This is a genomic window from Luteimonas campi, from assembly GCF_051162505.1.
In the GTDB taxonomy this organism is placed as follows: domain Bacteria; phylum Pseudomonadota; class Gammaproteobacteria; order Xanthomonadales; family Xanthomonadaceae; genus Luteimonas.
This window is the reverse complement of sequence record NZ_JBNWEM010000002.1, coordinates 511,852-533,642: the sequence shown is the minus strand read 5'-3', so window position 1 is coordinate 533,642 and position 21,791 is coordinate 511,852. Positions and strand designations below refer to the sequence as shown.

Below are 21,791 nucleotides of genomic sequence, written 5' to 3'. Positions count from 1 at the left end.
GTGCGCCCGTGCAGGGTGCAGGTGGCGTGGTCGAGCGGGACTTCCGGCCCGCGAGGCGTTCCGCGACGGTGGCTAAGATGGACGGTCATCCGCATTCGGGCCGCCCCATGTCATTGATTCCCGCCAGCCTTCGCCCACGCCAGGCGCTGCTGTCCGCCGCCCTCGGACTCGCGCTCGGAGGCGTGCTGGTGGCGCTGCCCGCCGCCGCGCAGGTGGAGGCACCGGTCGTCGACATTCCCCATGGGGGGTTCACCCTGCCCAACGGCCTGCGCGTGGTGGTGCACACCGACCGCAAGGCGCCGATCGTGGCGGTCAACATCTGGTACCACGTGGGTAGCAAGGACGAACCGGCCGGGCGCAGCGGTTTCGCCCACCTGTTCGAGCACCTGATGTTCCAGTCCAGCGAACACCACGACGGCGAATTCTTCGATCCTTTCCGCGCGGTGGGCGCGACCAGCCAGAACGGCACCACCAACACCGATCGCACCAACTACTTCCAGAACGTGCCCACCACCGCGCTCGACATGGCGCTGTGGATGGAATCCGACCGCATGGGCCACCTGCTCGGCGCGATCGACCAGGCCGCGCTCGACGAACAGCGGGGCGTGGTCCAGAACGAGAAGCGCCAGCGCGAGAACCAGCCCTACGGCCAGGTCTGGGAAAAGATGACGCGGGCGCTGTATCCCGCCGGCCATCCCTACGGGCACAGCGTGATCGGCTCGATGAACGACCTCAACGCCGCCTCGCTGGCGGACGTGAAGCAGTGGTTCCACGCCTGGTACGGGCCCAACAACGCGGTGCTGGTGCTGGCCGGCGACATCGATCTGGCGACCGCGAAGGAGAAGGTGACCAAGTATTTCGGCCACATCCCGGCCGGCCCGACCATGGCCCGCCCGCAGGTCGACGTCGCGCGGCGCGCGCAGTCCACCCGCGAGGTGATGCACGACAAGGTGCCGCAGCCGCGCATCTACCGCGCCTGGAACGTGCCGGAGGCCGGCAGCGTCGAACTCGACCGGCTGCAGGTACTGGGCTACGTGCTGGGCGGAGCCAAGTCCTCGCGCCTGGACGCGCGGCTGCTGCACGGCGAGAAGCTGGTCGACAGCATCGGCGCGATGGCCGGGGCCTCGCAGCTGGGATCCACGTTCTATGTCGTGGCCACCGTCAAGCAGGGCGTGGACCCGGCGAAGGTCGAGGCGATCATCGACGAGGAGATCGCGCGGCTGGTGGCCGAGGGCCCCACCGCGGAGGAACTGGAGCGCGCGCGCACCATGATCCGCGCCGGCTTCATCCGCGGGGTCGAGCGCATCGGGGGTTTCGGCGGCAAGGCCGATGTGCTGGCCGAGTGCGCGGTGTTCGAGGGCGATCCCGGCTGCTTCCGCGGCCAGCTGGCCAACTACGCGTCCGCCACCGCCGCGGACCTGCGCGCGGTCGGCGCCAAGTGGCTGGGCGCGGGCAGCCACACCATCGTGGTGGAGCCGGGCGAGCGCAGCGCCCTGGTCGAGGCGCCGGCCGTGGCCCCGGAGCCGTTCGACCTGCCGGAACCCGATCCGCAATACCGCCCCCTGCCCGCGGCCGTCGACCGTAGCCTGGGCGTGCCGAAGACCACGCGCTTCCCCGAACTGAAATTCCCGGCGCTGCAGCGCGCAACCCTGGGCAACGGCACCCGGGTGGTCCTGGCCGAACGCCACGACATCCCGGTGGTCCAGTTCAGCTACGAGTTCCACGGCGGCTACAGCAGCGATCCGGCCGGCAAGGCGGGCCTGGCCGACTTTTCCATGGACCTGCTCGACGAGGGCGCAGCCGGGGTCGGGGCGCTGGACTTCGCCGACCGTGCCGAAGCGCTGGGCGCCGCCTTCGGTGCCGGTGCCTCGCAGGACGGCGGCAATGCCTGGCTGTCGGCGCTGAAGGAAAACCTCGATCCCTCGCTGGCGCTGTTCGCCGACATGGTGCGGCGCCCCGATTTCGATCCGGCCGAGATCGCCCGCATCCAGGCCACCTGGATCGCCGGCATCCGCCAGCAGAAGGCGCAGCCGGCCGGCGCGGCGATGCGCGTGCTGCCGGCCCTGCTGTACGGCGCGGACCATCCCTACGGGGCACCGGGCAGCGGCACGGAGGCGTCGATCGCCGCGCTGGACCGCGAGGACCTGCTGGCCTTCCACCGTCGCTGGGTGCAGCCGGAAAACGCCACCCTGATCGTGGTTGGCGCGACCACGCTGGCCGAGATCGTCCCGCAACTGGAGCGCCACTTCGGCGACTGGACGGGCGGCGCGGGCGCGCCGATCCCGGTGGACGTGCCGGAGGTCGCGCTGCCGGCCGCCCCGCGCGTCTTCCTGATCGACCAGCCCGGCGCGGTGCAGGCCAACATCTTCGCCGCCCAGCTCGTACCCGGATCGCGCGACCCGGGCGCGGTGCGGCTGGAACTGGCCAACGGCGTGATTGGCGGCGACTTCACCGCGCGCCTCAACATGAACCTGCGCGAGGACAAGCACTGGTCCTACGGCGCCAACAGCTCGCTGGGCGGTGCGCTGGGCCAGCGTCGCTGGATGGTGTCGGCGCCGGTGCAGATCGATCGCACCGCCGAGTCGATCGCCGAGATCCAGCGCGAGGTCCAGCAGTTCGCCAGCGGCGAGCGGCCGCCCAGCGCCGCCGAGGTGGAGCGGGTCAAGGCGATCCAGACCCTCAGCCTGCCGGGGGCCTACGAGACCGCCTGGTCGGTGATGGGCGCGATCGGCGGGATCGTGCGCTATGGCCGCCCGGACGACTACGTGGTGCGGCGCAAGGCCGAGGTCGAGTCGGCGACCGCCGCCGAGCTGGCCGAGGCGGCGAAGGCGATCCGGCCGCAGGCGCTGACCTGGGTGGTGGTCGGCGACCTGTCGCAGACCGAGGCGCCGGTGCGCGCGCTGGGGCTGGGTCCGCTGCAGGTGATCGATGCCGATGGCCAGCCGGTCGCCGAATAGCCGGCGCCTGCGCGGGGCGATGAGCCACCAGTCCGTTGCCGGGCCGCGCACGACGCTGGCCCGGTGACGCAGGTCGTGAGGTCCCGCCCGCCAGCGCCCGGTCGACGCCCCTGCCGCACCGCTCTGCGAGAATGAACCGCCTCGCTACCGCCACCGGCAGCCGCGGCGCTGTCCACTGCACGGCGGCCACAATGGCCCCGATCGCGTCCCGACGACATCCACGAGGAAAGCCCCCGATGCGCCTGTCCCTGATCGTTCCGCTGGCCCTGGTCCTGTCCGGCTGCACCTGGGTGCACATGGCGCCCGGCGCCAGTGCGGTGAAGGTCCTCAGCGGTCCGCCGCAGTCCTGCGAGAAGCGCGGCGAGGTCGAGGTCTCGGTCAAACACTCGATCGCCTTCATCGACCGCAACCCGATCAAGGTCCGCGACGAGCTGGAAACGCTCGCCCGCAACGAAGCCCCCGGCCTGCAGGCCGACACCATCCATCCCCTCGCTGCCCCGGCCGGCGGCAGCCAGCGCTTCGCCGCCTGGCGCTGCGGTCGCTGAGGCGACGCGGGGCGGGCCGCTGCGGGTCCGGGCTCCTGGCCCGACCCGGGTGGAAGCCCCCGCCTGGCGCCACCCCGGACTGGCCGCGCTCCTGGCGCCCTGACCGGCGACCGCGGGGCCGCACGACGGCCGCCCTGCGCTGCCGCACGGCCTGGCCGTTCAGGCACCGCCATGCGCCGGGGGGCCGAAGGCGCTACCCTATACGGCTCCGTATCCGTTACCGGCGCCCCGCCCATGCTTTTCCAACACGTCGCCATCGCCGGCCTCGCCCATATCGATGCCCCCCGTCGCCTGTCGTCGGCGGAGATCAACGAGCGGCTGAAGCCGACCCTGGAGCGCCTCGGGATCAAGATCGACGTGCTGGGCGACATCGCCGGCATCCACTCGCGCTACCTCTGGGAAGAGGACGTGCAGGCTTCCGACGTGGCCACCCTCGCCGGCGTCAAGGCGCTGGCCGATGCCGGCATCGACCCGGACAAGGTCGGCCTGCTGGTGAACACCTCGGTCAGCCGCGACTACCTCGAGCCGTCCACGGCCTCGATCGTCAGCGGCAACCTGGGCCTGCCCGACACCTGCCAGAACTTCGACGTCGCCAACGCCTGCCTGGCCTTCATCAACGGCATGGACATCGCCAGCCGCATGATCGAGCGCGGCGAGATCGACTACGCCCTGATCGTCGACGGCGAAACCGCCGACCTGGCCTACGAAAAGACGCTCGAGCGCCTGACCAGCGCCGACGCCACCGAAGAGCAGTTCCGCAACGAGCTGGCCACGCTGACCCTGGGTTCGGGCGCCGCGGCGATGGTGCTGGCGCGCGCCGAACTCGCGCCCGGCGCGCCGCGCTACAAGGGTGGCGTGACCCGCGCCGCGACCGAATGGAACAAGCTCTGCCGCGGCAACCTCGACGGAATGGTCACCGATACGCGCATGCTGCTGATCGAAGGCATCAAGCTCTCGCAGAAGACCTTCGGCGCCGCCAAGCAGGCGCTGGGCTGGGTGGCCGAAGAGCTCGACCAGTTCGTGATCCACCAGGTCAGCAAGGTCCACACCGCCGCCTTCACCAAGGCCATCGGCATCGATCCGAAGAAGGTGCTGACCATCTTCGGCGAGCACGGCAACATCGGCCCGGCCTCGGTGCCGATCGTGCTGTCCAAGCTGCGCGAGATGGGGCGGCTGAAGAAGGGCGACCGCGTGGCCCTGTTGGGGATCGGGTCCGGCCTGAACTGCTCGATGGCCGAAGTGGTCTGGTAATCCCGCCTCGCGGGATGTCAGCAAGGGCCGGCCTGTCCGGCCCTTGTCGTTTCTGGACCCGCCAATCCGTGCGGCGCACCGCGTCCCTGTAGGAGCGGCTGCCGCCGCGACCACACAGCGGCTGCCGCCAAGCGTCCCGGTTGCAAGGAACGCCCCGAGCCATCGATATATTGGTCCGGCCAGTCGAAGTCCTGGCTCGTATCATTCCGAACCCGCGCAGCGGGTTCGGAATCCAGCTCAGTCCGGCCTGCATCGGCAAACGGGATCCCTCACCCCGCGGTTGGGGAGGACAGGTCCAGACATGGGGCCGGATCAATTTAAGGAGCCTCATCGCCCGAGCGTCATGTTCGGGAATGCCGTCAAAATTGAACATATCGCCCCAGACGTGTATAAAAAACGCAGTTCTCTATGCACGTCAGGCCCGCCATGCCCCTCCCTCCGTTGCACACCCTCGCGCCGGAGCGGTTCGAGACCGTGGCGATCCTCAAGCGGCTTGCCGTCGCCAGTCGCGCCTTGGCCGAACTAAAGGGCCTGGCCGCGAGCATTCCCAACCAGAACATCCTGATCAACACGCTGACGCTGCAGGAAGCGCGCGACAGCTCGGCGATCGAGAACATCGTCACCACCCAGGACGATCTGTACCGGGACGAAGATTCCGCCGACGCCACCGGGACGGCGATCAAGGAAGTCCTGCGCTACCGCCAGGCCCTGCGCGCCGGCTACGACCAGGTCCGCGGCACCGGTCTGCTGACCCTCAATACTATCTTCGACATCCAGCAGCAGCTCGAATGTAACCGCGCCGGCCTGCGCAAGCTGCCGGGCACCGCGTTGCGCGACGGCGAAGGACGGCTGGTGTACGAGCCACCGCAGGACGCCAACCACGTCCGCCGCCTGATGGGCGAACTGGAGCGCTTCATCCACGACGAGCCGCCGTTCGCGGTCGATCCGCTGGTGAAGATGGCGCTCATCCACCACCAGTTCGAAAGCATCCATCCCTTCTACGACGGCAACGGCCGCACCGGACGCATCATCAACGTGCTGTATCTCGTCAAGGAAGGCCTGCTCGATATTCCCGTGCTCTACCTCAGCCGCCACATCGTGCGCACCAAGCCCGACTACTACGGCCTGCTCCAGGCCGTGCGCGATGAAGGCGCCTTGGAGGACTGGGTGGCCTACATGCTCGACGCGGTGGCTGCCACCGCCGCCGAGACCATCGCCATCGTGCAGGCCATCAAGGACCTGCTGCAGGAGACCAAGCAGCGCATCCGTGCCGACTACCGGTTCTACAGCCAGGACCTGATCAACAACCTGTTCAACCACCCCTACACCCGCGTCGAGTTCGCGCAGCGCGAACTGGGCGTGTCGCGGGTCACTGCCACGCGCTACCTGGACGCCCTGGCGGGCGATGGCCTGCTCGACAAGATCCGGGTAGGCCGCAACAACTACTACGTGAACCGTCCCCTCTTCGACCTGCTGCGTCGCGGCGACGCGGTGCAGCCCTGACGTGTGGCCGGCACAAGCACCCTCGCTGCTCTTATGGCCCGCTGATATGCCACCGGCCCTGGTCGAGACCGCCAGCATCCCGACAGGATCGAAAGGCGTCGTTGCAAGCACCGGCAACGCAGGCTAGTAGGCAGGCCTACTAGTACGGGAGAGCTCCCGCAGCAGATCCCGATGAAACCGCTCCGGGTCCTGGATATGGGGCGAGTGACCAAGGTCCTCGTACTCCACCAGGACAGCCCCGGGGATCGCCTCTGCAGCCCGGCGGCCCAGCGCCCGGTAGTCGCCAAGCCTGGCCTGGACCTCCGGCGGCGCCGCTCCCTTGCCCAGCGCGGTCCGGTCGTGCACGCCGATAAACAGCGTCGTCGGGACCTGCAGCAGAGGCAGTTCGTACACCACCGGTTGCCCCATCAACATGTCGAAGGTCAGCGCCTGGTGCCATGCGACGATGTCGCGGCCCGGGCCGGCATACATGCCGGCCTGCATCCGCGCCCAGCGTTCGAACTGCGGACGCCATTGCCCTGCGTAGTACACCGCGGTCTGGTAGTCGCGGATGCTGTCGTAGGTCGTACGCAGTTCCGATGCGTAGACCTGTTCCACCGGCTGGTGGGGCACGCCCTTCGCCTTCCAATCCTCCAGGCCGATGGGGCCGACGAGGGCAAGGTGCTCGACGGCCTCGGGATACATCAGCGCGTAGCGCATCGCCAGCATCCCGCCCATGGAATGGCCCACCACCACGCTGCGCTGGATGCCGAGCGATGCGAGCAGGCCGCGGGTGTTGTGGGCAAGGCCTGCGAGTGCGTACTGGTAGCCGTCCGGCTTGCTGGACTTGCAGAAGCCGACCTGATCGGGCGCGATCACGCGGTATCCGGCGTCCGCCAGCGCAGCGATGCTCTGCTCCCAGGTCGCGGCGCAGAAGTTCTTGCCGTGCAGGAGCAGCGCGGCCCGGCCGTTGGCCTCCCCGGTCGGCGGCACGTCCAGGTAGACCATCTCGACCTGCTGGCGCTGCGATTCGAACGCATGCGTGCGAACGGGGTGCGGATAGTCGAAGCCTTCGAGGCGCGGACCATAGGCCGCGCCGTCGTCCGCCGACGCGGTCGCCGCGCCGGCCAGGCCCAGCAGGCCCAGGAGCAGGAGCAGGAATGTGGGGCTGATCAACTGGATCCGCTTGCGCATGTCCCGCTCCTGGTGGACGGCTATGGCCGGGCGCTCAGTGCGCGCCGCAGCACTTTTTGTGCTTCTTGCCGCTGCCGCAGGGGCAGGGGTCGTTGCGGCCGGGGCCGTCCTCGCGCCGGATCGGCGTGCGCGGGGTCAGCGCGTCGACGCGGTGGTGGTTGAGGTCGGCCAGCATGCCGGGCAGCGAGACCACGATCGACAGGCGTTCGCTGTAGCCGACTGGCGTCGCCTCGGCGGTGGGGTCCTCCGGGTCGAGGATTTCGCCGCTGACCAGGCGGTCGAGCAGGTCGAAGATCTCCTCCATCCAGTCGTTCTCGTCCAGCCACTTGTCCCACTCGGCCTCGCGCAGGGCCACGCCGTCGAAGAAGCCCAGCGCCCAGTCGTGGCCGACGTCGAGCTCGTCTTCGTGCAGGGCTTCTTCGCCGGTGAGTTCCGGATCTTCCGGCAGCCACATCAGCGGCGCCAGGTGGTCGGGCAGTTCGTCCTCGTCGTGGCGCACGCGGGCAGCGCACATGTTCCAGTGGCCCATCAGCAGTTGCTGGACCTCCAGCGCCTCGTCCACGCTGTCCCAGCGCGGCGGCTTGCCGCCCCAGACATGCGGCTGCCATTCGCTGGGCATCACCAGCGAGGGCGAGACCACCAGCGCCGACAGGAAGCCGTCCAGCGCTTCGAGGTTGAAGCCCTTGAACGGCACCGCGCGCTGCTCCAGCAGCTCGGCCAGGCGTTCGATCTGGGCATCGTCGAGATAGGGCGGGGGCGTGGACATGGCGGCGCTGCCTGACGGTGGGGCGTGCATGTTAGTCCTTGCTGGCGGCATTGGCCCGCGGAGGCGGCTGCGACCCCGGCGAGGGGCGCCGCCGCACGCGCGCTCCGGTCAATCCGCTGCCTGTGCGTCCGGGTGGCGCCGAGATGGCCATGCGAGGGGAGGCCGCGCCAGACGCCCAGGCGCCGCATCGGGCTCGGCCCCCGCGTTGCCCGGTCCGCAGCCGGGGCGGCCGCCTAGAGCACCCAGCCGCCGTCCACGGTCAGCTCGGCGCCGGTGACGAAGGCCGCGCAGGGCCCGACCAGGTAGGCCACGGCCGCGGCGATCTCGTCGGGCTGCCCGAGCCGTTTGAGCGGCGTGGCCTCGATCCCGGCCTGGTTGGCATCGTCGCTGTTGTGATCGAGCATGGGCGTCTCGATGAAGCCCGGATGCACCGAGTTGACGCGGATGCGGTCGGGGGCGAACTCCACCGCCGCGGTCTTGGTCATGCCGCGCACCGCCCATTTGCTGCCCACGTAGGCAGCCGCACCGGGGAAGCCCAGCAGGCCCGCGATCGAACTGATGTTGACGATGCAGCCGCCGCCCGCGGCGCGCATCGGCGCCTGCGCATGGCGCATGCCGAGGAAGGTGCCGAACTGGTTGATCCGGATCTGGCGTTCGACCCCGGCGAGGTCCGCCTCGGCGATGCTGCCCGGTTCGTAGATGCCGGCGTTGTTGACCAGCACGTGCAGCGCGCCGAACGCGGACACGGTGGCGGCCACGGCCTCGCGCCAGGCCGCGTCGGAGCCCACGTCGTGTTCGATGAACCTGGCGCGCGCGCCGAGCGCCGCGGCCAGCCCGCGTCCTTCGTCGGCCAGCACGTCGGTAATGGCCACGTTCGCGCCGTCGGCGTACAGCCTGCGCACGATCGCGGCACCGATGCCGCGTGCGCCGCCGGTCACCAGCGCGGTCCTGCCTGCCAGAAGCATCATCACTGTCTCCGCCGAAGGATGGGAGGCCACCTTGGCAGCGCGGGCACGGGCAGGCATTGATCGGCATCAAATCGCCCGCGTCGATGCGTGGCGTCACGCGTCGGCACCGCGCAGCGGCAATCCCGGGCGGCTACGGCTGCGCCTGCGCGCCTGCCTGTGATGCGTCCTGCGCAGGCGCGATCCGCCCGACCAGCACCGCGATGCATTTCGGCGGCAGCTGCCAGCTGCCGGCTTCGGCATGCGGGGCCGGGTCGGCGCTGCTGAGCAGCAGGCGGGCGCTGCCCACGCGTCCGGGCAGTTGGAAAGCCTGCCCGGCATCGCTGGCGTTGAGCAGGACCACCAGCGATTCATCGCGCCCAGGCTTGTGCACGCCGCTGGTGGGCGCCTGCCCGTAGAGGCAGGCCGCCAGCACCCGGCGCTCGCCGTCGTGCCAGTCGCCGTCCTGCATCGGCTCGCCGTCCGGGCGGTACCAAGCGATGTCGTGCAGGCCGCGGGTGCGGTCGTACTCGCCCATGAAGAAGCGGCGCCGGCGCAGCTGCGGATAGCGTCGGCGCAGGCGCAGCAGGCGACGGACGAAGGCTGCCTGGCGCCGCGGTTCCGGGGCGCCCGCGGCGTCCCAGTCCAGCCAGGTCAGTTCGCTGTCCTGGCAATAGGTGTTGTTGTTGCCCTGCTGGCTGTGACCGAACTCGTCGCCGGCCAGCAGCATCGGCGTGCCCTGCGACAGCAGCAGCGTGGCCAGCAGGTTGCGCATCTGCCGCGCGCGCAGGGCCTTGATGCCGGCATCGTCGGTGTCGCCCTCGGCACCGTGGTTGTACGAGATGTTGTGGTCGCTGCCGTCGCGCCCGTCCTCGCCATTGGCCAGGTTGTGCTTGTCGTTGTAGCTCACCAGGTCGCGCAGGGTGAAGCCGTCGTGCGCGGTGACGAAGTTCACCGATGCATGCGGCTTGCGGCCGTGCCGGTCGAACAGGTCGGCCGAACCGGTGAAGCGGGTCGCGAACTCGGCAAGCTGTCCCGGATCGCCGCGCCACAGCGCGCGCACGTTGTCGCGGAACTTGTCGTTCCACTCCGCCCAGCCGGGTGCGAAGTTGCCGAGCTGGTAGCCACCGGGGCCAATGTCCCACGGTTCGGCGATCAGCTTGACCTGGCTCAGCAGCGGATCCTGCCGCACCGCGTCGAGGAAGCTGCACGAAGGATCGAAGCCGTGGCGCTCGCGACCGAGGATGGTGGCGAGGTCGAAGCGGAAGCCGTCGACCCGCATCTCGCGCACCCAGTAGCGCAGCGAGTCCATCACCATGCGCAGCGCGCCTGCGTTGGTGAGATCGAAGGTGTTCCCGGTGCCGGTGTCGTTGATGTAGTAGCGGCGGTCGTCGGCCAGGCGGTAGTAGCTGGCGTTGTCGATGCCCTTGAACGAAAGGGTCGGCCCCAGTTCGTTGCCCTCGGCGGTGTGGTTGTAGACCACGTCGAGGATCACCTCGAGGCCCGCATCGTGCATGCGCGCCACCATCTGCTTGAACTCGGCGACGCTGGAGCCGGACAGGTAGCGCGGCTGAGGCGCGAAGAAGCCGATCGAGTTGTAGCCCCAGTAGTTGCGCAGGCCTTTCTCCAGCAGGTGCTGGTCGTCGATGAAGGCGTGCACCGGCAGCAGCTCGATCGCGCTGACGCCGAGGTATCTGAGGTGCGAGATGATCGCGTCGTGGCGCAGGCCGGCGAAGGTGCCGCGCTGGGGTTCCGGGATCGCGGCCTGGCGCATGGTCAGCCCGCGCACGTGCGCTTCGTAGATCACGGTGCGGTCCCAGGGCGTGGACGGCGCGCGCTCGCGCCCCCAGGTGAAGGCGGGATCGATCACCACGCACCTTGGCATGTAAGGCGCGCTGTCGCGGCGGTCGAAGCTGCGGTCCAGGTCGCGATGCCCCAGCGTGTATCCGAACAGGTGCGGTGCCCATCTGAGCTCGCCGGCGATCTGCTTGGCGTAGGGGTCGAGCAGCAGCTTGTTGGGATTGAAGCGGTGCCCGGCATCCGGGTCGAACGGCCCGTGCACGCGGTAGCCGTAACGCTGCCCGGGGCGCGCGTCGGGCAGGTAGCCATGCCAGATCTCGTCGCTGTATTCGGGCAGTGCGATGCGCTCCTGCTCGCGGCCGCGCTCGTCGAACAGGCACAGCTCCACCTTGGTGGCGTGCCGCGAGTACAGCGCGAAGTTCACCCCCAGCCCGTCCCAGGTCGCGCCCAGCGGGTAGGGCCGGCCGGCCTCGAGGCGCGACTGCTGGCTCCATTTACGCGTCGGCACGGTTGCTCTCTCCGGTGGTCGCGTCCGCGCCGCCGCGTTCCATGGCGTGCGCGGCGACTTCCGCCTGCACCAGCCGTTCGGCCATGCCCCAGTGACGCAGTTCCTGCCCGTCGGGACGCCCTTCGGCTTCCCAGATCTGGCGGGCGAGTTCGCGGGTGCGTTGCTGGCGTTCGTCGGGGTCCATGGCGTCCGTTCTCATTGGCGAATCCACACTGCCACGGGCGCGCGTGCAAACAGCGTCGACAGCGGCACGTCCTGCGCTTGCGCCAGCTGCAGCCGGGATTCGCCGAGCACATCGCGCCAGCTGCCGGCCGCAAGGCGCGCGACGCGCTCGCCCCAATGGCTGCGCGGCAGCAGCAGGCCCGCGTCCTCGTCTTCGGGAGCGTCTGCCACCAGCGCGGCGACCCAGATCGACCGGCGGCCCGCGCCGCGGCGGAAGGCGACCGCATCGTCTCCGATGCGCTCCGGCCGGTACCCGCCTTCGAACAGCGCCGGCTGCGCCGTCCGCAGCGCAAGCAAGGTGGCGAGCAGGCGCGCCTTGACCGCGCCGTCCCGCCACTGGCGCAGCAGTTGCGGCCAGTCGCGCGGATCGTCCAGCCAGGCGCGGCGAGCGGCGTAGTCCACCGGGCGCCGGTTGTCCGGGTCGACCAGGCTCAGGTCCCAGCCCTCGGTTCCCTGGTAGGTATCCGGGACGCCCGGGGTGGTCAGCCGGAGCGCCAGCTGCGCCAAGCCGAGGCGTGCGCCCGGCACGCCCAGCCGCGCGGCCGCCGCCGCCATCGCAAGATGCAGTGCATCGTCCTCGCGCGGCTGCGCTGCGCTGCGCACCAGCGCCCCTACCGCGGCCTCGATCGTCGCATCGGGCTCGGTCCAGCTGCTGTACTGCTTGCCCTCGCGCAGGGCCTTGATCGCCCATGCTTCGACCCGCTCGGCAAACGCGCCGCGCGCCGGCGCATCGCGCAGGCCCTGCAGCGGCCACGCGGCGACCAGGATCTGCCAGAGCATCAGCCGGAACGGGGCCGGCACCACGTCGCGCAGCGACTGCGGCGCGGCCGCTTCGAAATCGTCGACCTGCCGGATCCACCACTGCGGCCGGTGCGACAGGGCAGCAAGGCGCGCACGGGTGTCCTCGCCGCGTTTGTGGTCGTGGGTGGCGGTGGCCAGCAGCGCCTGCGGATGGCTGCGGGCGCGCAGGCGGCAGGCGCGATGGAAGGCATCGATACCGTCAGGCGCATGCACCGGATGGCTGCCGACCTCGTTGCGCGACAGCAGTGGACCATGACGATAGAACGCGGTGTCTTCCACCGACTTGGCGTTGAGCGGCGCGGTCAGCTGCTCGAAGCCCGCGCGCAGGCGCTGCAACGGGGCCCCGCTGCCTTCGCGCAGCCAGCGGGCCAGGGCATCCAGCGCCCGTCGCTCGGAAGCACCGAGTACGCGCGCCGCGGCCTGCGCTGCGGCGTCCAGGCGCTGGCGGCCGCCGCCATCGAGTCCGTCGGCGGCGGCGTAGGTGCGGTACACCGGGAAGTGCACGCACAGCACCTGCAGCGCGCGCGCCCACATCTGCACGCTCAGGTCCGACAGCGTGGGCGATTGCGCCGCGACCTGCAGCAGTCGTCGCAGGCAGCGGTTGAACTCGGCCTGCAGCGGGCCGCCCAGGATCAGCAGGCGCGCCTGGCGCTCGACGGTGGCGAAGTCGCGATCGCCACCGGCCTGGACCCAGCGCTCTTCCAGGGCGGCCAGCCCGCCTGCGTCGTGCAGCAGCCCGCCCACCTTGTCCATGAAGTCGTAGCCGGTGGTGCCCTGGCAGGGCCAGTCCGCCGGCAGCTGCTCGCCGGGTGCGAGGATCTTCTCCACGTACAGCAGGGCCTGGCCCGCCGCCAGTCCGCGGCGCGCACCGGCGCGGTCGAGCGCGGCACGCAAGACCCGCAGGTAGGCGGTCGGGTCGGTGAGTCCGTCGACGTGGTCCACGCGCACGCCGTCGATCACGCCCTCGGCCAGCAGCCGCAGCGGCAGCGCATGCACGGCGCGGAACACCTCGGCGCGCTCGCAGCGCAAGGCCGCCAGCGTAGTGATGTCGAAGAAGCGCCGGTAGTTGACGCGGTCGTTGCCGGCGCGCCACCACAGCAGGCGCCACGTCTGGCGCTCGAGGATCGCCGCCAGCGCGCCATCGCCGCGACGGGCGCCCGCATTGATCCGCCGGCGACGGGCCTCGGCACGCCGTCCGGTGGTCGCGTCCACCGTCCCGGGCGCCAGCGGCCAGGCCTGGTCGTGGTGCCGCGCGTACCAGCCATCGGCCTGCAGCTCCAGCGTCAGCACGCCGTCGGCCAGGGCCTCGGGCAGCGGACGGTCCAGCATCGGCAGCAGCAGGCGTCTCCCGGCGTCCGGCGCGTCCCAGTCCACGTCGAACCATTCCGAGTAGCGGCTGCGCCGGCCATACGTCAGCAGATCCATCCACCAGGCGTTGTCGGCATGGGTGGCCATGTGGTTGGGCACGATGTCCAGCAGCAGGCCCAGACCCTGCGCGCGCGTGGCCTGCGACAGCCGCCGCAATGCGGGCTCGCCACCCAGCTCGGGATTCACCTGCGTGGGATCGGTGTTGTCGTAGCCGTGGCCGGAGCCGGGGACGGCACGCCCGATCGGCGACAGGTAGAGGTGGCTGATGCCCAGCCGCGCGAAGTAATCGACCTGCGCCGCCGCGTCATCCAGGGTGAAGCCGGCATGCAGCTGCAGACGCATGGTCGCGCGCGGCGGGTGGAGGGCAGCGGCAGCCGTCATTGCACGCCCTCCTGCCGTGCCTGCGCGAATGCGCTCAGCGATGCCTGCAGCACCGCTTCGGGCAGTGGCTCGGGCAGGCGCCGCCGCCAGTTGGGATGGCTGTCGGTGGTGCCGGGCAGGTTGGGCTGCTCGCGCAGGCCCAGCGCGTCCTCGGCCGGCAGCAGCGCCAGCAGCGCCGGCGAACGGGCGGTGAAATGCAGCGCGTCCAGGCGCGCATGCCCGGTATCGATGCTCTGCGCGCGGATGGCGCGTTCCAGAGCGCGCACGTCCGTCGCTCGTGCCGGCCAGGGCGCGCTGGCATGCAGCGCGGCAGCGGTCGCCTCATGCAGCCCCAGCCGCCAGGCGATGTCGCGGCCCTCGCGCCAGCCCGCGGTGCTGGGCAGATCATGGGTGGTCGTGGTCGCCACGGCGCGCTTTCGCCAGCGCCGCGGCGGCAGGAAGCGGCCGCGACGGTCGCGGGTAAACGGCAGCACGTCGATGCCCAGCACCCCGCGCCTGGCCAGCAGCGCACGGATGCCTGGCGGCACCACACCCAGGTCCTCGCCGATCACCACGCAGCGGTGGCGCCAGGATTCCAGCGCCAGCAGGTCCAGCAGCGCATCCAGCGGGCAGGACAGGTATACGCCCTCGCCGGCACCCGCGCCGCGCGGTACCACCCACAGCCGCTGCAGGCCCAGGATATGGTCGATGCGCACGCCGCCGCGGTCGCGCATCACCGCGCGCAGCAGTTCGATGAAGGGCGCGAACCCGGTCTGGCGCAGGCCGGTGGGCGAATAGCCGCTGATGCCCCAGGCCTGGCCGTCGGCATTGAACGCATCCGGCGGCGCGCCCAGCTCCAGACCGCGCAGGACCGCGGCGGGATGGGCCGCCGCTTCCGCGCCCGAGGGATCGAAACCCACGGCCAGGTCCGCCACCAGGCCGATGCCCATGCCGCGCCCGCGCGCCCGCTGCTGGCACTGCGCCCATGCCCGCCGCGCCAGCCACTGGCCGAACAGCTGCAGCGATGCCGCATCGGCGTCGCCATGCGCGACGAACGATGCCCAGGCCGCCACTTCGCCCGGCGGCGCGGCGGCAAAGGCGGCGAAATCCTGCTGCAGGTCCGCGCGCAGCGGCAGTGCGTCGGCGTGCAGGCGTGCGAGCCAGGCCCATTTGGCCGCGCGGGCGGCGCGCCAGTCGATCAGATCGTCCGCTTCCAGCGCACGCAGGCGTGCCTGCAGTTCCGGCGCGTGCGCCAGCACCTGCGTGGCGACCTCGCCGAACACCTGCAGCGGCGAGGCGTGCAGAGGATCCAGGCAGCGGCGGTCGCCGGGCGCGTAGGGACTGTAGTGACGGTCGCCTTCCAGCGCCGCATGCACCGGGCTGAGCGCCAGCGCGTCGCCGCCGCGGGCCGCCACCCGATCCACCCAGCCGGCGCAGCCGAGGGTGTCGCCGATGCCGCCGTCGCCGCCGGCCCGGGCCGAATACACCTGCAACGCGACGCCCCAGGCGCGGCCCCGGGCCGTGCTGTCCTCGACGCCGAAGCAGCGCGCCGGCGCCACCGCAACCCGACGCGGCTCGCCGCCCTGCAGCGTCCAGTAGCCGGGCTGCGCAGGCGCGCGCACGCGACCGCGTGCATCCACGCGCACGTCCTCGCGCTCGCCGGCATCGGACAGCCATTGCCGGAGGGCCGGCCCCGGTCCGGCCGCGACTGGCGCGCAGGCGCGGGCGGTGAGCAGCGGCGGATCGGCCTGGACCTGGTCGAGGCGCTGCAGGCTGTCGCGACATTGCGCAGGGGTCGCGGCCGGCAGATCCAGGGCATCGAGGACCGCACGCAAAGTCCCTTCCGCCACGGTCTGCGGCCGGCCTTCGACATCGGTCCAGTCGCGGCACAGGCCGGCGGCTGCGGCCAGCGCATGCAGCGCAGATTCCCGCTCATTCATGCCTCGACCCTGCGCACGCGCAGCCCGTCAGGCGGCAGCCCCCCATCCTCCATCGGGCCGGTGCACAGCAGGTCGCGGCCCGGGGGCAATGCACTGGCGAGCGTGTCGCGGCCGAGGTTCAGTTCGATCCACCACTGGCCATCGCCGAGCTGCCAGCCGGCCGCCACCGCGGCCTCGCCGATGACGCGTCCGCCCAGCGGCCGCGCCCGATCCAGTTGCGGCACCAGTTCGCGTGCGCGCAGTCCCAGCAAGTCGGCAAACCAGTCCAGCCAGCGCTGCGCGCCGGTGTCGTCCGGGTCCGGCCAGGGTGTGCGCGAGGCCTCGAACGTGGACGCCGCATTCGGATCGGGAATCGCCTGTCGCGCGCGCGCGTCGGCGAAGGCCGCGAAGTGGGCGAACTCGCGTCGCCGGCCTTCGCGCACGGCCTCGTCCAGCGGCGCCTGGAAATCGGTGAAGAACAGGAACGGCTCGCGCGCCGCCCAGGGTTCGCCCATGAAGAACAGGGGGACCATCGGGCACAGGGCGGTCAGCGCCATCGCCACGCGCAGACGATCCGGCGCCACCAGCACCGACAGCCGCTCGCCATGGGCGCGGTTGCCGATCTGGTCGTGGTTCTGGGCGAAGGCGACAAAACACTGCGGCGCCACGCCGGTGCTCGGCTCGCCACGCTGGCGTCCGCGCGGCGTGGTCTCGCCCTGCCAGGCGAAACCCTCGCCCAGCACCCGTGCCAGGTGCGCGGTGGCGGCCGGCGCATAGTCGCCGTAGTAGCCCTCGTCCTCGCCGGTGAGCAGCACGTGCAGGGCGTTGTGGAAATCGTCGTTCCACTGCGCGGTAAACCCCTCGCGCAGCAGGCTGGCCTGGTTGTGCTCGTTCTCCAGCACCAGGTGCACATGGCGGTCGGCCGGAAGCGCAGCGACCACCGCTTCGCGCAGCGTATGCAGGAAGGCCGTGGGCTCGATCGCGTGCACTGCGTCCAGCCGCAGGCCGTCGAACCGGTACTCGTCCAGCCACATCAGCGCATTGCCGATGAAATAGTCCCGCACCGCGGGCTGGTCGAAGTCGATGGCCTCGCCCCAGGGCGTCTGCGAGCCGGCGCGGAAGAAGGCCGAGGCATAGCGGCCGAGGTGATTTCCGTCCGGCCCGAAGTGGTTGTAGACCACGTCCAGCAGCACCATCAGGCCCAGGCCGTGGGCCTCGTCGATGAACGCCTTCAGTTCATCGGGCGTGCCGTAGGCCTGGGCAGGCGCATACGGCAGCACGCCGTCATATCCCCAGTTGCGGGTGCCGGGGAACTGCGCCAGCGGCATCAGCTCGATCGCGGTGATGCCCAGCGCCGCCAGCCGCGGCAGCTGCGCGCGCGCAGCGGCGTAACCGCCGCAGGCGCCGACGTGCAGTTCGTACACCACCGCCTCCGGCCAGGGGCGTCCGCGCCACTGCGGGTTGCGCCAGGCGTAGTCGTCGCGGTACAGCGCACTGGGGCCGTGCACGCCTTCGGGCTGCCAGCGCGAGGCCGGATCCGGCACCTCGTCGCGGCCGTCGATGCGGTAGCGGTAGCGCGCGCCATCGTCGGCGGCGGCCTCGAACTGGAACCAGCCGTCCGCGCCGCGCGCCATCGGCAACGCCTGCCCAGCGAGCAGCAACTCGACCGCGTGCGCGTTGGGTGCCCAGAGACGGAAGCGCCAGCGGCCCGGCCCGGCCGGCGACGCGCCCGGGGGTAGGCCGGGACTCCGCGCGCTCACGGGTCGGCCTGGAGAAAGAGCGTGGCCAGCGGCGGCAGGGTCAGCAGCAGCGACTGCGCATGCCCGTGCATCGGGCGCGCATGCGTGCGCAGGACGCCCTCGTTGCCGACGTTGCTGCCGCCGTAATGGCGGCTGTCGGTATTGAGCAGTTCGCGCCACGCCCCGGCCGTGGGCACGCCGACGGCATAGCCGTGGTGCACCGTCGGGGTGAGGTTGGTCACCGCCAGGAGGGAACGCGCGGGGCGGTCCGGATCGTGGCGCAGGAAGGCCACGACGTTGTTGCGCGCATCGTCGGCCACGCTCCAGTCGAAGCTGCGCTCGTCGCGCTCGGCCGCATGCAGTGCCGGTTGCGCGCGCAGCATGCGGTTGAGGTCGCCGACCAGGCGCGCGAGGCCGTCGTTGAGCGGCGCGCGCGCTGCGTCCCAGTCCAGCTGGCCGTCGTGGTTCCATTCGGCCAGCTGGCCGAACTCGCCGCCCATGAACAGCAGTTTGCTGCCGGGGTGCGCCCACATCAGGGCGAAGTAGGCGCGCAGGTTGGCGAAGCGCTGCCATTCGTCGCCCGGCATGCGTGCGAGGAGCGAACCCTTGCCGTGCACCACTTCGTCGTGCGACAGCGGCAGCACGAACCGCTCGGCGAACGCGTACACCAGGCCGAAGGTCATCTCGCTGTGGTGCCAGCCACGGTGCACCGGATCGCGGCCCATGTGCTGCAGGGTGTCGTGCATCCAGCCCATGTTCCACTTGTGGGTGAAGCCCAGGCCGCCTTCATCCACCGGCGCGGTGACGCCCGGCCAGGCGGTGGATTCCTCGGCGATCAGCATCGCGTCCGGGAAGCGCTGCCGGATCTCGCCGGTCATCCGGCGCAGGAAGGCGATCGCCTGCAGGTTCTCGCGCCCCCCGTGTTCGTTGGGCACCCATTCGCCCTCCGGCCGGCTGTAGTCGCGATAGAGCATCGAGGCCACCGCGTCCACGCGCAGGCCGTCGATGTGGAACCGGTCGATCCACTCCAGCGCGCTGCCGATCAGGTATCCGGCCACCTCGTTGCGGCCGTAGTTGTAGATCAGGGTGTGCCAGTCGCGATGGAAGCCTTCGCGCGGATCCTCGTGCTCGTACAGCGCGGTGCCGTCGAAGCGCTGCAGCCCGTGGGCGTCGGAAGGGAAGTGCGCGCTGACCCAGTCGACGATCACGCCGATGCCGGCCCGGTGGCAGCGGTCGACGAAGCGCGCGAAGGCGGCCGGGTCGCCATGCCGCGCCGTGGGCGCATAGATGCCCAGCGGCTGGTAGCCCCACGAGCCTCCGAACGGATGTTCGCTGACGGGCAGCAGTTCGATATGGGTGAAGCCCAGCGCCTGCACATGCGGGATCAACTGGTCGCCCAGCGCATCCCAGCCCAGCGAATGGCCCTCGGCGTCGCGGCGCCACGACCCCGCGTGCACCTCGTAGATCGACAGCGGCTTGCGCTCCCAGCCGCCGCGCGTGGCCATCCAGTCCTGGTCGTGCCAGACGAACGGGGCGGCGTCGGGCACCCGCGAGGCGGTGGAGGGCGGCAGTTCGCACTGGCGCGCGCAGGGATCGGCCTTGTGCGGCAGGCGGGTGCCGTCGGCCGCGGTGATCTCGTACTTGTACAGGGCGCCGGCGCTCACGCGCGGCAGGAAGATCTCCCACACGCCGGCACGGTGGCGCAGGCGCATCGGATGACGGCGGCCGTCCCAGCGATTGAACTCGCCGACCACCGCGACCCGGCGCGCGTTCGGCGCCCAGACCGCGAAGCGCACGCCGTCCACGCCGCCGATCCGCATCGGTTGCGCCCCCAGCGCCTGGCGGCAGGCCTCGCCGTCGCCGGCGGCGAGGCGCTCCAGCAGCGCCTCGTCCAGCAGGGGGCCGAAGCCGTAGGCATCCTCGATCAGCTCGAGCCGACCGCCCCAGTCGATGCGCAGCAGGTGCGGCCCGCCGGACGCGACGCTGCCTTCGAACACGCCGTCGATCCGCGCGGGCTGCAGCTCGCGCCACTGGTCCTGCCCGCTGCGGTACGCCACCGCGTGCGCGCCGGGAAGCAGCGCACGCAGGCACCGGTCGCCTTCGCCGGCGGGGTGCGTGCCCAGCCAGGCGAACGCATCGGCGGGTTCGCCCGCGGCGAGCGCCGCCAGCGCGCGGTCCCTGTCGGGATCCTCCTGGCCGGCGTCGGCCGCGACGGAGTCGGCATCCTGCGGCAATGCCGCCGCTCCATCGGTCATGCGGCCATCCCCAGCGTTGCGGCGTAGCCGGCCGCCTGGCGATACAGCGCGTCGTAGGCCTGCGCGGCCGGCTTCCAGCCGCCCGGTCGCAGCATCGCCGCCCGGCGCATGGCCTGCAGCAGCAGCGGATTGCGGAAGGTGCGCAGCGCACGCTGCAGGCAGCGCCGCAGGCCGTCGGCGCTGGCGCCGCGGAACAGGAAGCCGGTGACGCCATCGTCCACGGTATCGATCAGCCCGCCGGTGGCGTGCGCGATCGGCAGGCAGCCGAAGCGCTGCGCGTACATCTGGCTCAGTCCGCAAGGCTCGAAGCGCGAGGGCATCAACAGGAAGTCGGCTCCGGCGAACATGCGCCGCGCCAGGCCTTCCTCGAATCCGATGAAGGCGCCCACCGAACCCGGGAAGCGGCGCACCAGTGCCGCGACCTGCGCTTCCACCTGCGGCTCGCCGCCGCCGATGATCACGATCTGGCCGCCGGCGGCCACGATCTGCGGCGCCACCTCGCAGGTGATGTCCAGGCCCTTCTGGTGCACCAGGCGCGACACCACGGCGAACAGCGGACCGCCGTTGTCCGGCAGCCCGAATTCGGCGCGCACATGTCGCGCGTTGAGATGCCGCTCGCCGCAGCGGGTGGCGCTGAAGCGGGCCGGCAGCGCGTGGTCGACGGCTGGATCCCAGCTCTCGTCGATGCCGTTGACGATGCCGCTCAGGTGCCCCTGGGCGGCGCGCCTGGCCAGCAGTTCATGCAGGCCGCAGCCTTCTTCGGGCCGCACGATCTGCGCGGCGTAGCTGACGCTCACGGTATTGATGCGCGTGGCATGGACGATGCCGGCCTTGAGGAAGGACAGCTGACCGTGGAACTCCATGTCGGCCAAGTGCGACCTCGGCACGCCGATGGCCGCCGCGACGCTGGGCGAGAACAGGCCCTGGTAGGCCAGGTTGTGGATGGTGAGCAGGCTCGGCGTGTCGCCGCCGGTCCAGCGCACGTAGGCCGCCGCCATGGCCGACGGCCAGTCGTGCAGGTGCAACAGCCGCGGCGTCCACGGAAGGCCGCAGTCGCCGGCGGCGATGCGCGCGGCGGCGTGCGCGAAGGTGGCGAAGCGGATGGCGTTGTCGTCCCATTCCGCGCCCGAGCCGTCCACGTAGGGCGAACCGCCGCGCTCGAACAGGGCCGGGTTGAGGAGGACGTAGACCGGCAGGCCGTCGGGCTGGTGGGCCAGTCCCAGGCGGCACGCGGGCAGCCCCGCATGCGCCGGCACCTGTCCGACGATGCTCATGCGGTCGATGCGTTGCAGGACCTCGGGGTAGCCGGGAATGAGCACGCGCACGTCGCTGCCGGGACGCATCGCACGCGGCAGCGCGGCGGCCACGTCGCCCAGGCCGCCGGCCTTGATGTAGTCCGCCATCTCGGAGACCACGAACAGCACCGGAAGACTGTGCGAGGCGGGTCGCGCCAGCTTCACCGCGGTTCGACGGCGCGTGAAGCGGCCCCGCGTGTCCCGCGGCGGCAGTGGCAACTCTTTCCGGTAGGCGATGGCATCGGTGGCACTGGGGGCGACGGGCATCGCGGGGGCTCTCTTTTTCCTTGAAGGAGACGGCCTCGCACCGCCCCCGGACGGAGGCAGCGGAAAGTCGGTAGGGAAGCCGGCGCAGATCGTGGGGGACATGCGTGAGCGTCGAAGG

General features: G+C 71.2%; 14 protein-coding genes. 4 read left to right on the top strand and 10 right to left on the bottom strand.

Features of this window, described 5'->3' with window-relative positions; genetic code table 11:
- Positions 1-116 precede the first annotated feature (116 nt).
- From ACQYVW_RS07345 to ACQYVW_RS07330, 4 genes are all read left to right on the top strand, one after another.
- The gene (locus ACQYVW_RS07345; RefSeq protein ID WP_434946864.1) at positions 117-2,957 is read left to right on the top strand and encodes a M16 family metallopeptidase; all 2,841 of its coding nucleotides are present in this window, start codon (positions 117-119) and stop codon (positions 2,955-2,957) included.
- A gap of 236 nt (positions 2,958-3,193) precedes the next feature.
- Positions 3,194-3,502: a DUF4156 domain-containing protein gene (locus tag ACQYVW_RS07340; protein WP_434936577.1), complete on the top strand. Its 309-nt coding sequence runs from the start codon at positions 3,194-3,196 to the stop codon at positions 3,500-3,502.
- A 234-nt stretch (positions 3,503-3,736) separates the two neighbouring features.
- Entirely contained in the window at positions 3,737-4,753 is a 1,017-nt protein-coding gene (locus tag ACQYVW_RS07335; RefSeq protein WP_434935087.1) for a 3-oxoacyl-ACP synthase III, read from the top strand.
- A gap of 426 nt (positions 4,754-5,179) precedes the next feature.
- Positions 5,180-6,256, top strand: a complete 1,077-nt coding sequence (locus ACQYVW_RS07330; RefSeq protein ID WP_434935090.1) for a Fic family protein — start codon at positions 5,180-5,182, stop codon at positions 6,254-6,256.
- Between the two features lie 123 nt (positions 6,257-6,379).
- Here the strand turns inward: ACQYVW_RS07330 and ACQYVW_RS07325 are convergent, their stop codons facing one another.
- The 10 genes from ACQYVW_RS07325 to glgA form a co-directional block, all read right to left on the bottom strand.
- On the bottom strand, positions 6,380-7,429 hold the full coding sequence (locus tag ACQYVW_RS07325) for an alpha/beta fold hydrolase (RefSeq protein ID WP_434946524.1): 1,050 nt from the start codon (positions 7,427-7,429) through the stop codon (positions 6,380-6,382).
- 34 nt (positions 7,430-7,463) lie between these two features.
- The gene (locus ACQYVW_RS07320; protein ID WP_434946523.1) at positions 7,464-8,195 is read right to left on the bottom strand and encodes a UPF0149 family protein; all 732 of its coding nucleotides are present in this window, start codon (positions 8,193-8,195) and stop codon (positions 7,464-7,466) included.
- 233 nt (positions 8,196-8,428) lie between these two features.
- Entirely contained in the window at positions 8,429-9,163 is a 735-nt protein-coding gene (locus ACQYVW_RS07315; RefSeq protein ID WP_434946522.1) for an SDR family NAD(P)-dependent oxidoreductase, read from the bottom strand.
- 130 nt (positions 9,164-9,293) lie between these two features.
- The gene (glgX, locus tag ACQYVW_RS07310) at positions 9,294-11,447 is read right to left on the bottom strand and encodes a glycogen debranching protein GlgX (protein ID WP_434946521.1); all 2,154 of its coding nucleotides are present in this window, start codon (positions 11,445-11,447) and stop codon (positions 9,294-9,296) included.
- Positions 11,434-11,631, bottom strand: a complete 198-nt coding sequence (locus ACQYVW_RS07305) for a DUF2934 domain-containing protein (protein ID WP_434946863.1) — start codon at positions 11,629-11,631, stop codon at positions 11,434-11,436. Before ACQYVW_RS07305 ends, glgX begins: the two co-directional genes overlap by 14 nt.
- An 11-nt stretch (positions 11,632-11,642) precedes the next feature.
- On the bottom strand, positions 11,643-14,219 hold the full coding sequence (treY, locus tag ACQYVW_RS07300) for a malto-oligosyltrehalose synthase (protein WP_434946520.1): 2,577 nt from the start codon (positions 14,217-14,219) through the stop codon (positions 11,643-11,645).
- On the bottom strand, positions 14,216-16,138 hold the full coding sequence (locus ACQYVW_RS07295) for a 4-alpha-glucanotransferase (RefSeq protein WP_434946519.1): 1,923 nt from the start codon (positions 16,136-16,138) through the stop codon (positions 14,216-14,218). Before ACQYVW_RS07295 ends, treY begins: the two co-directional genes overlap by 4 nt.
- Positions 16,135-17,877 carry a malto-oligosyltrehalose trehalohydrolase gene (gene treZ, locus ACQYVW_RS07290; RefSeq protein WP_434946518.1) on the bottom strand — a complete coding sequence of 581 codons (1,743 nt, stop codon included), beginning with the start codon at positions 17,875-17,877 and terminating at the stop codon, positions 16,135-16,137. The genes ACQYVW_RS07295 and treZ overlap by 4 nt, the downstream gene beginning before the upstream one ends.
- Positions 17,874-20,111, bottom strand: coding sequence for a 1,4-alpha-glucan branching protein GlgB (glgB, locus tag ACQYVW_RS07285; protein WP_434946517.1), 2,238 nt, complete (start codon positions 20,109-20,111; stop codon positions 17,874-17,876). Before glgB ends, treZ begins: the two co-directional genes overlap by 4 nt.
- Complete coding sequence (glgA, locus tag ACQYVW_RS07280; protein ID WP_434946516.1) at positions 20,108-21,673, bottom strand: glycogen synthase GlgA; 1,566 nt, start codon at positions 21,671-21,673, stop codon at positions 20,108-20,110. The genes glgB and glgA overlap by 4 nt, the downstream gene beginning before the upstream one ends.
- Positions 21,674-21,791: the final 118 nt, after the last annotated feature.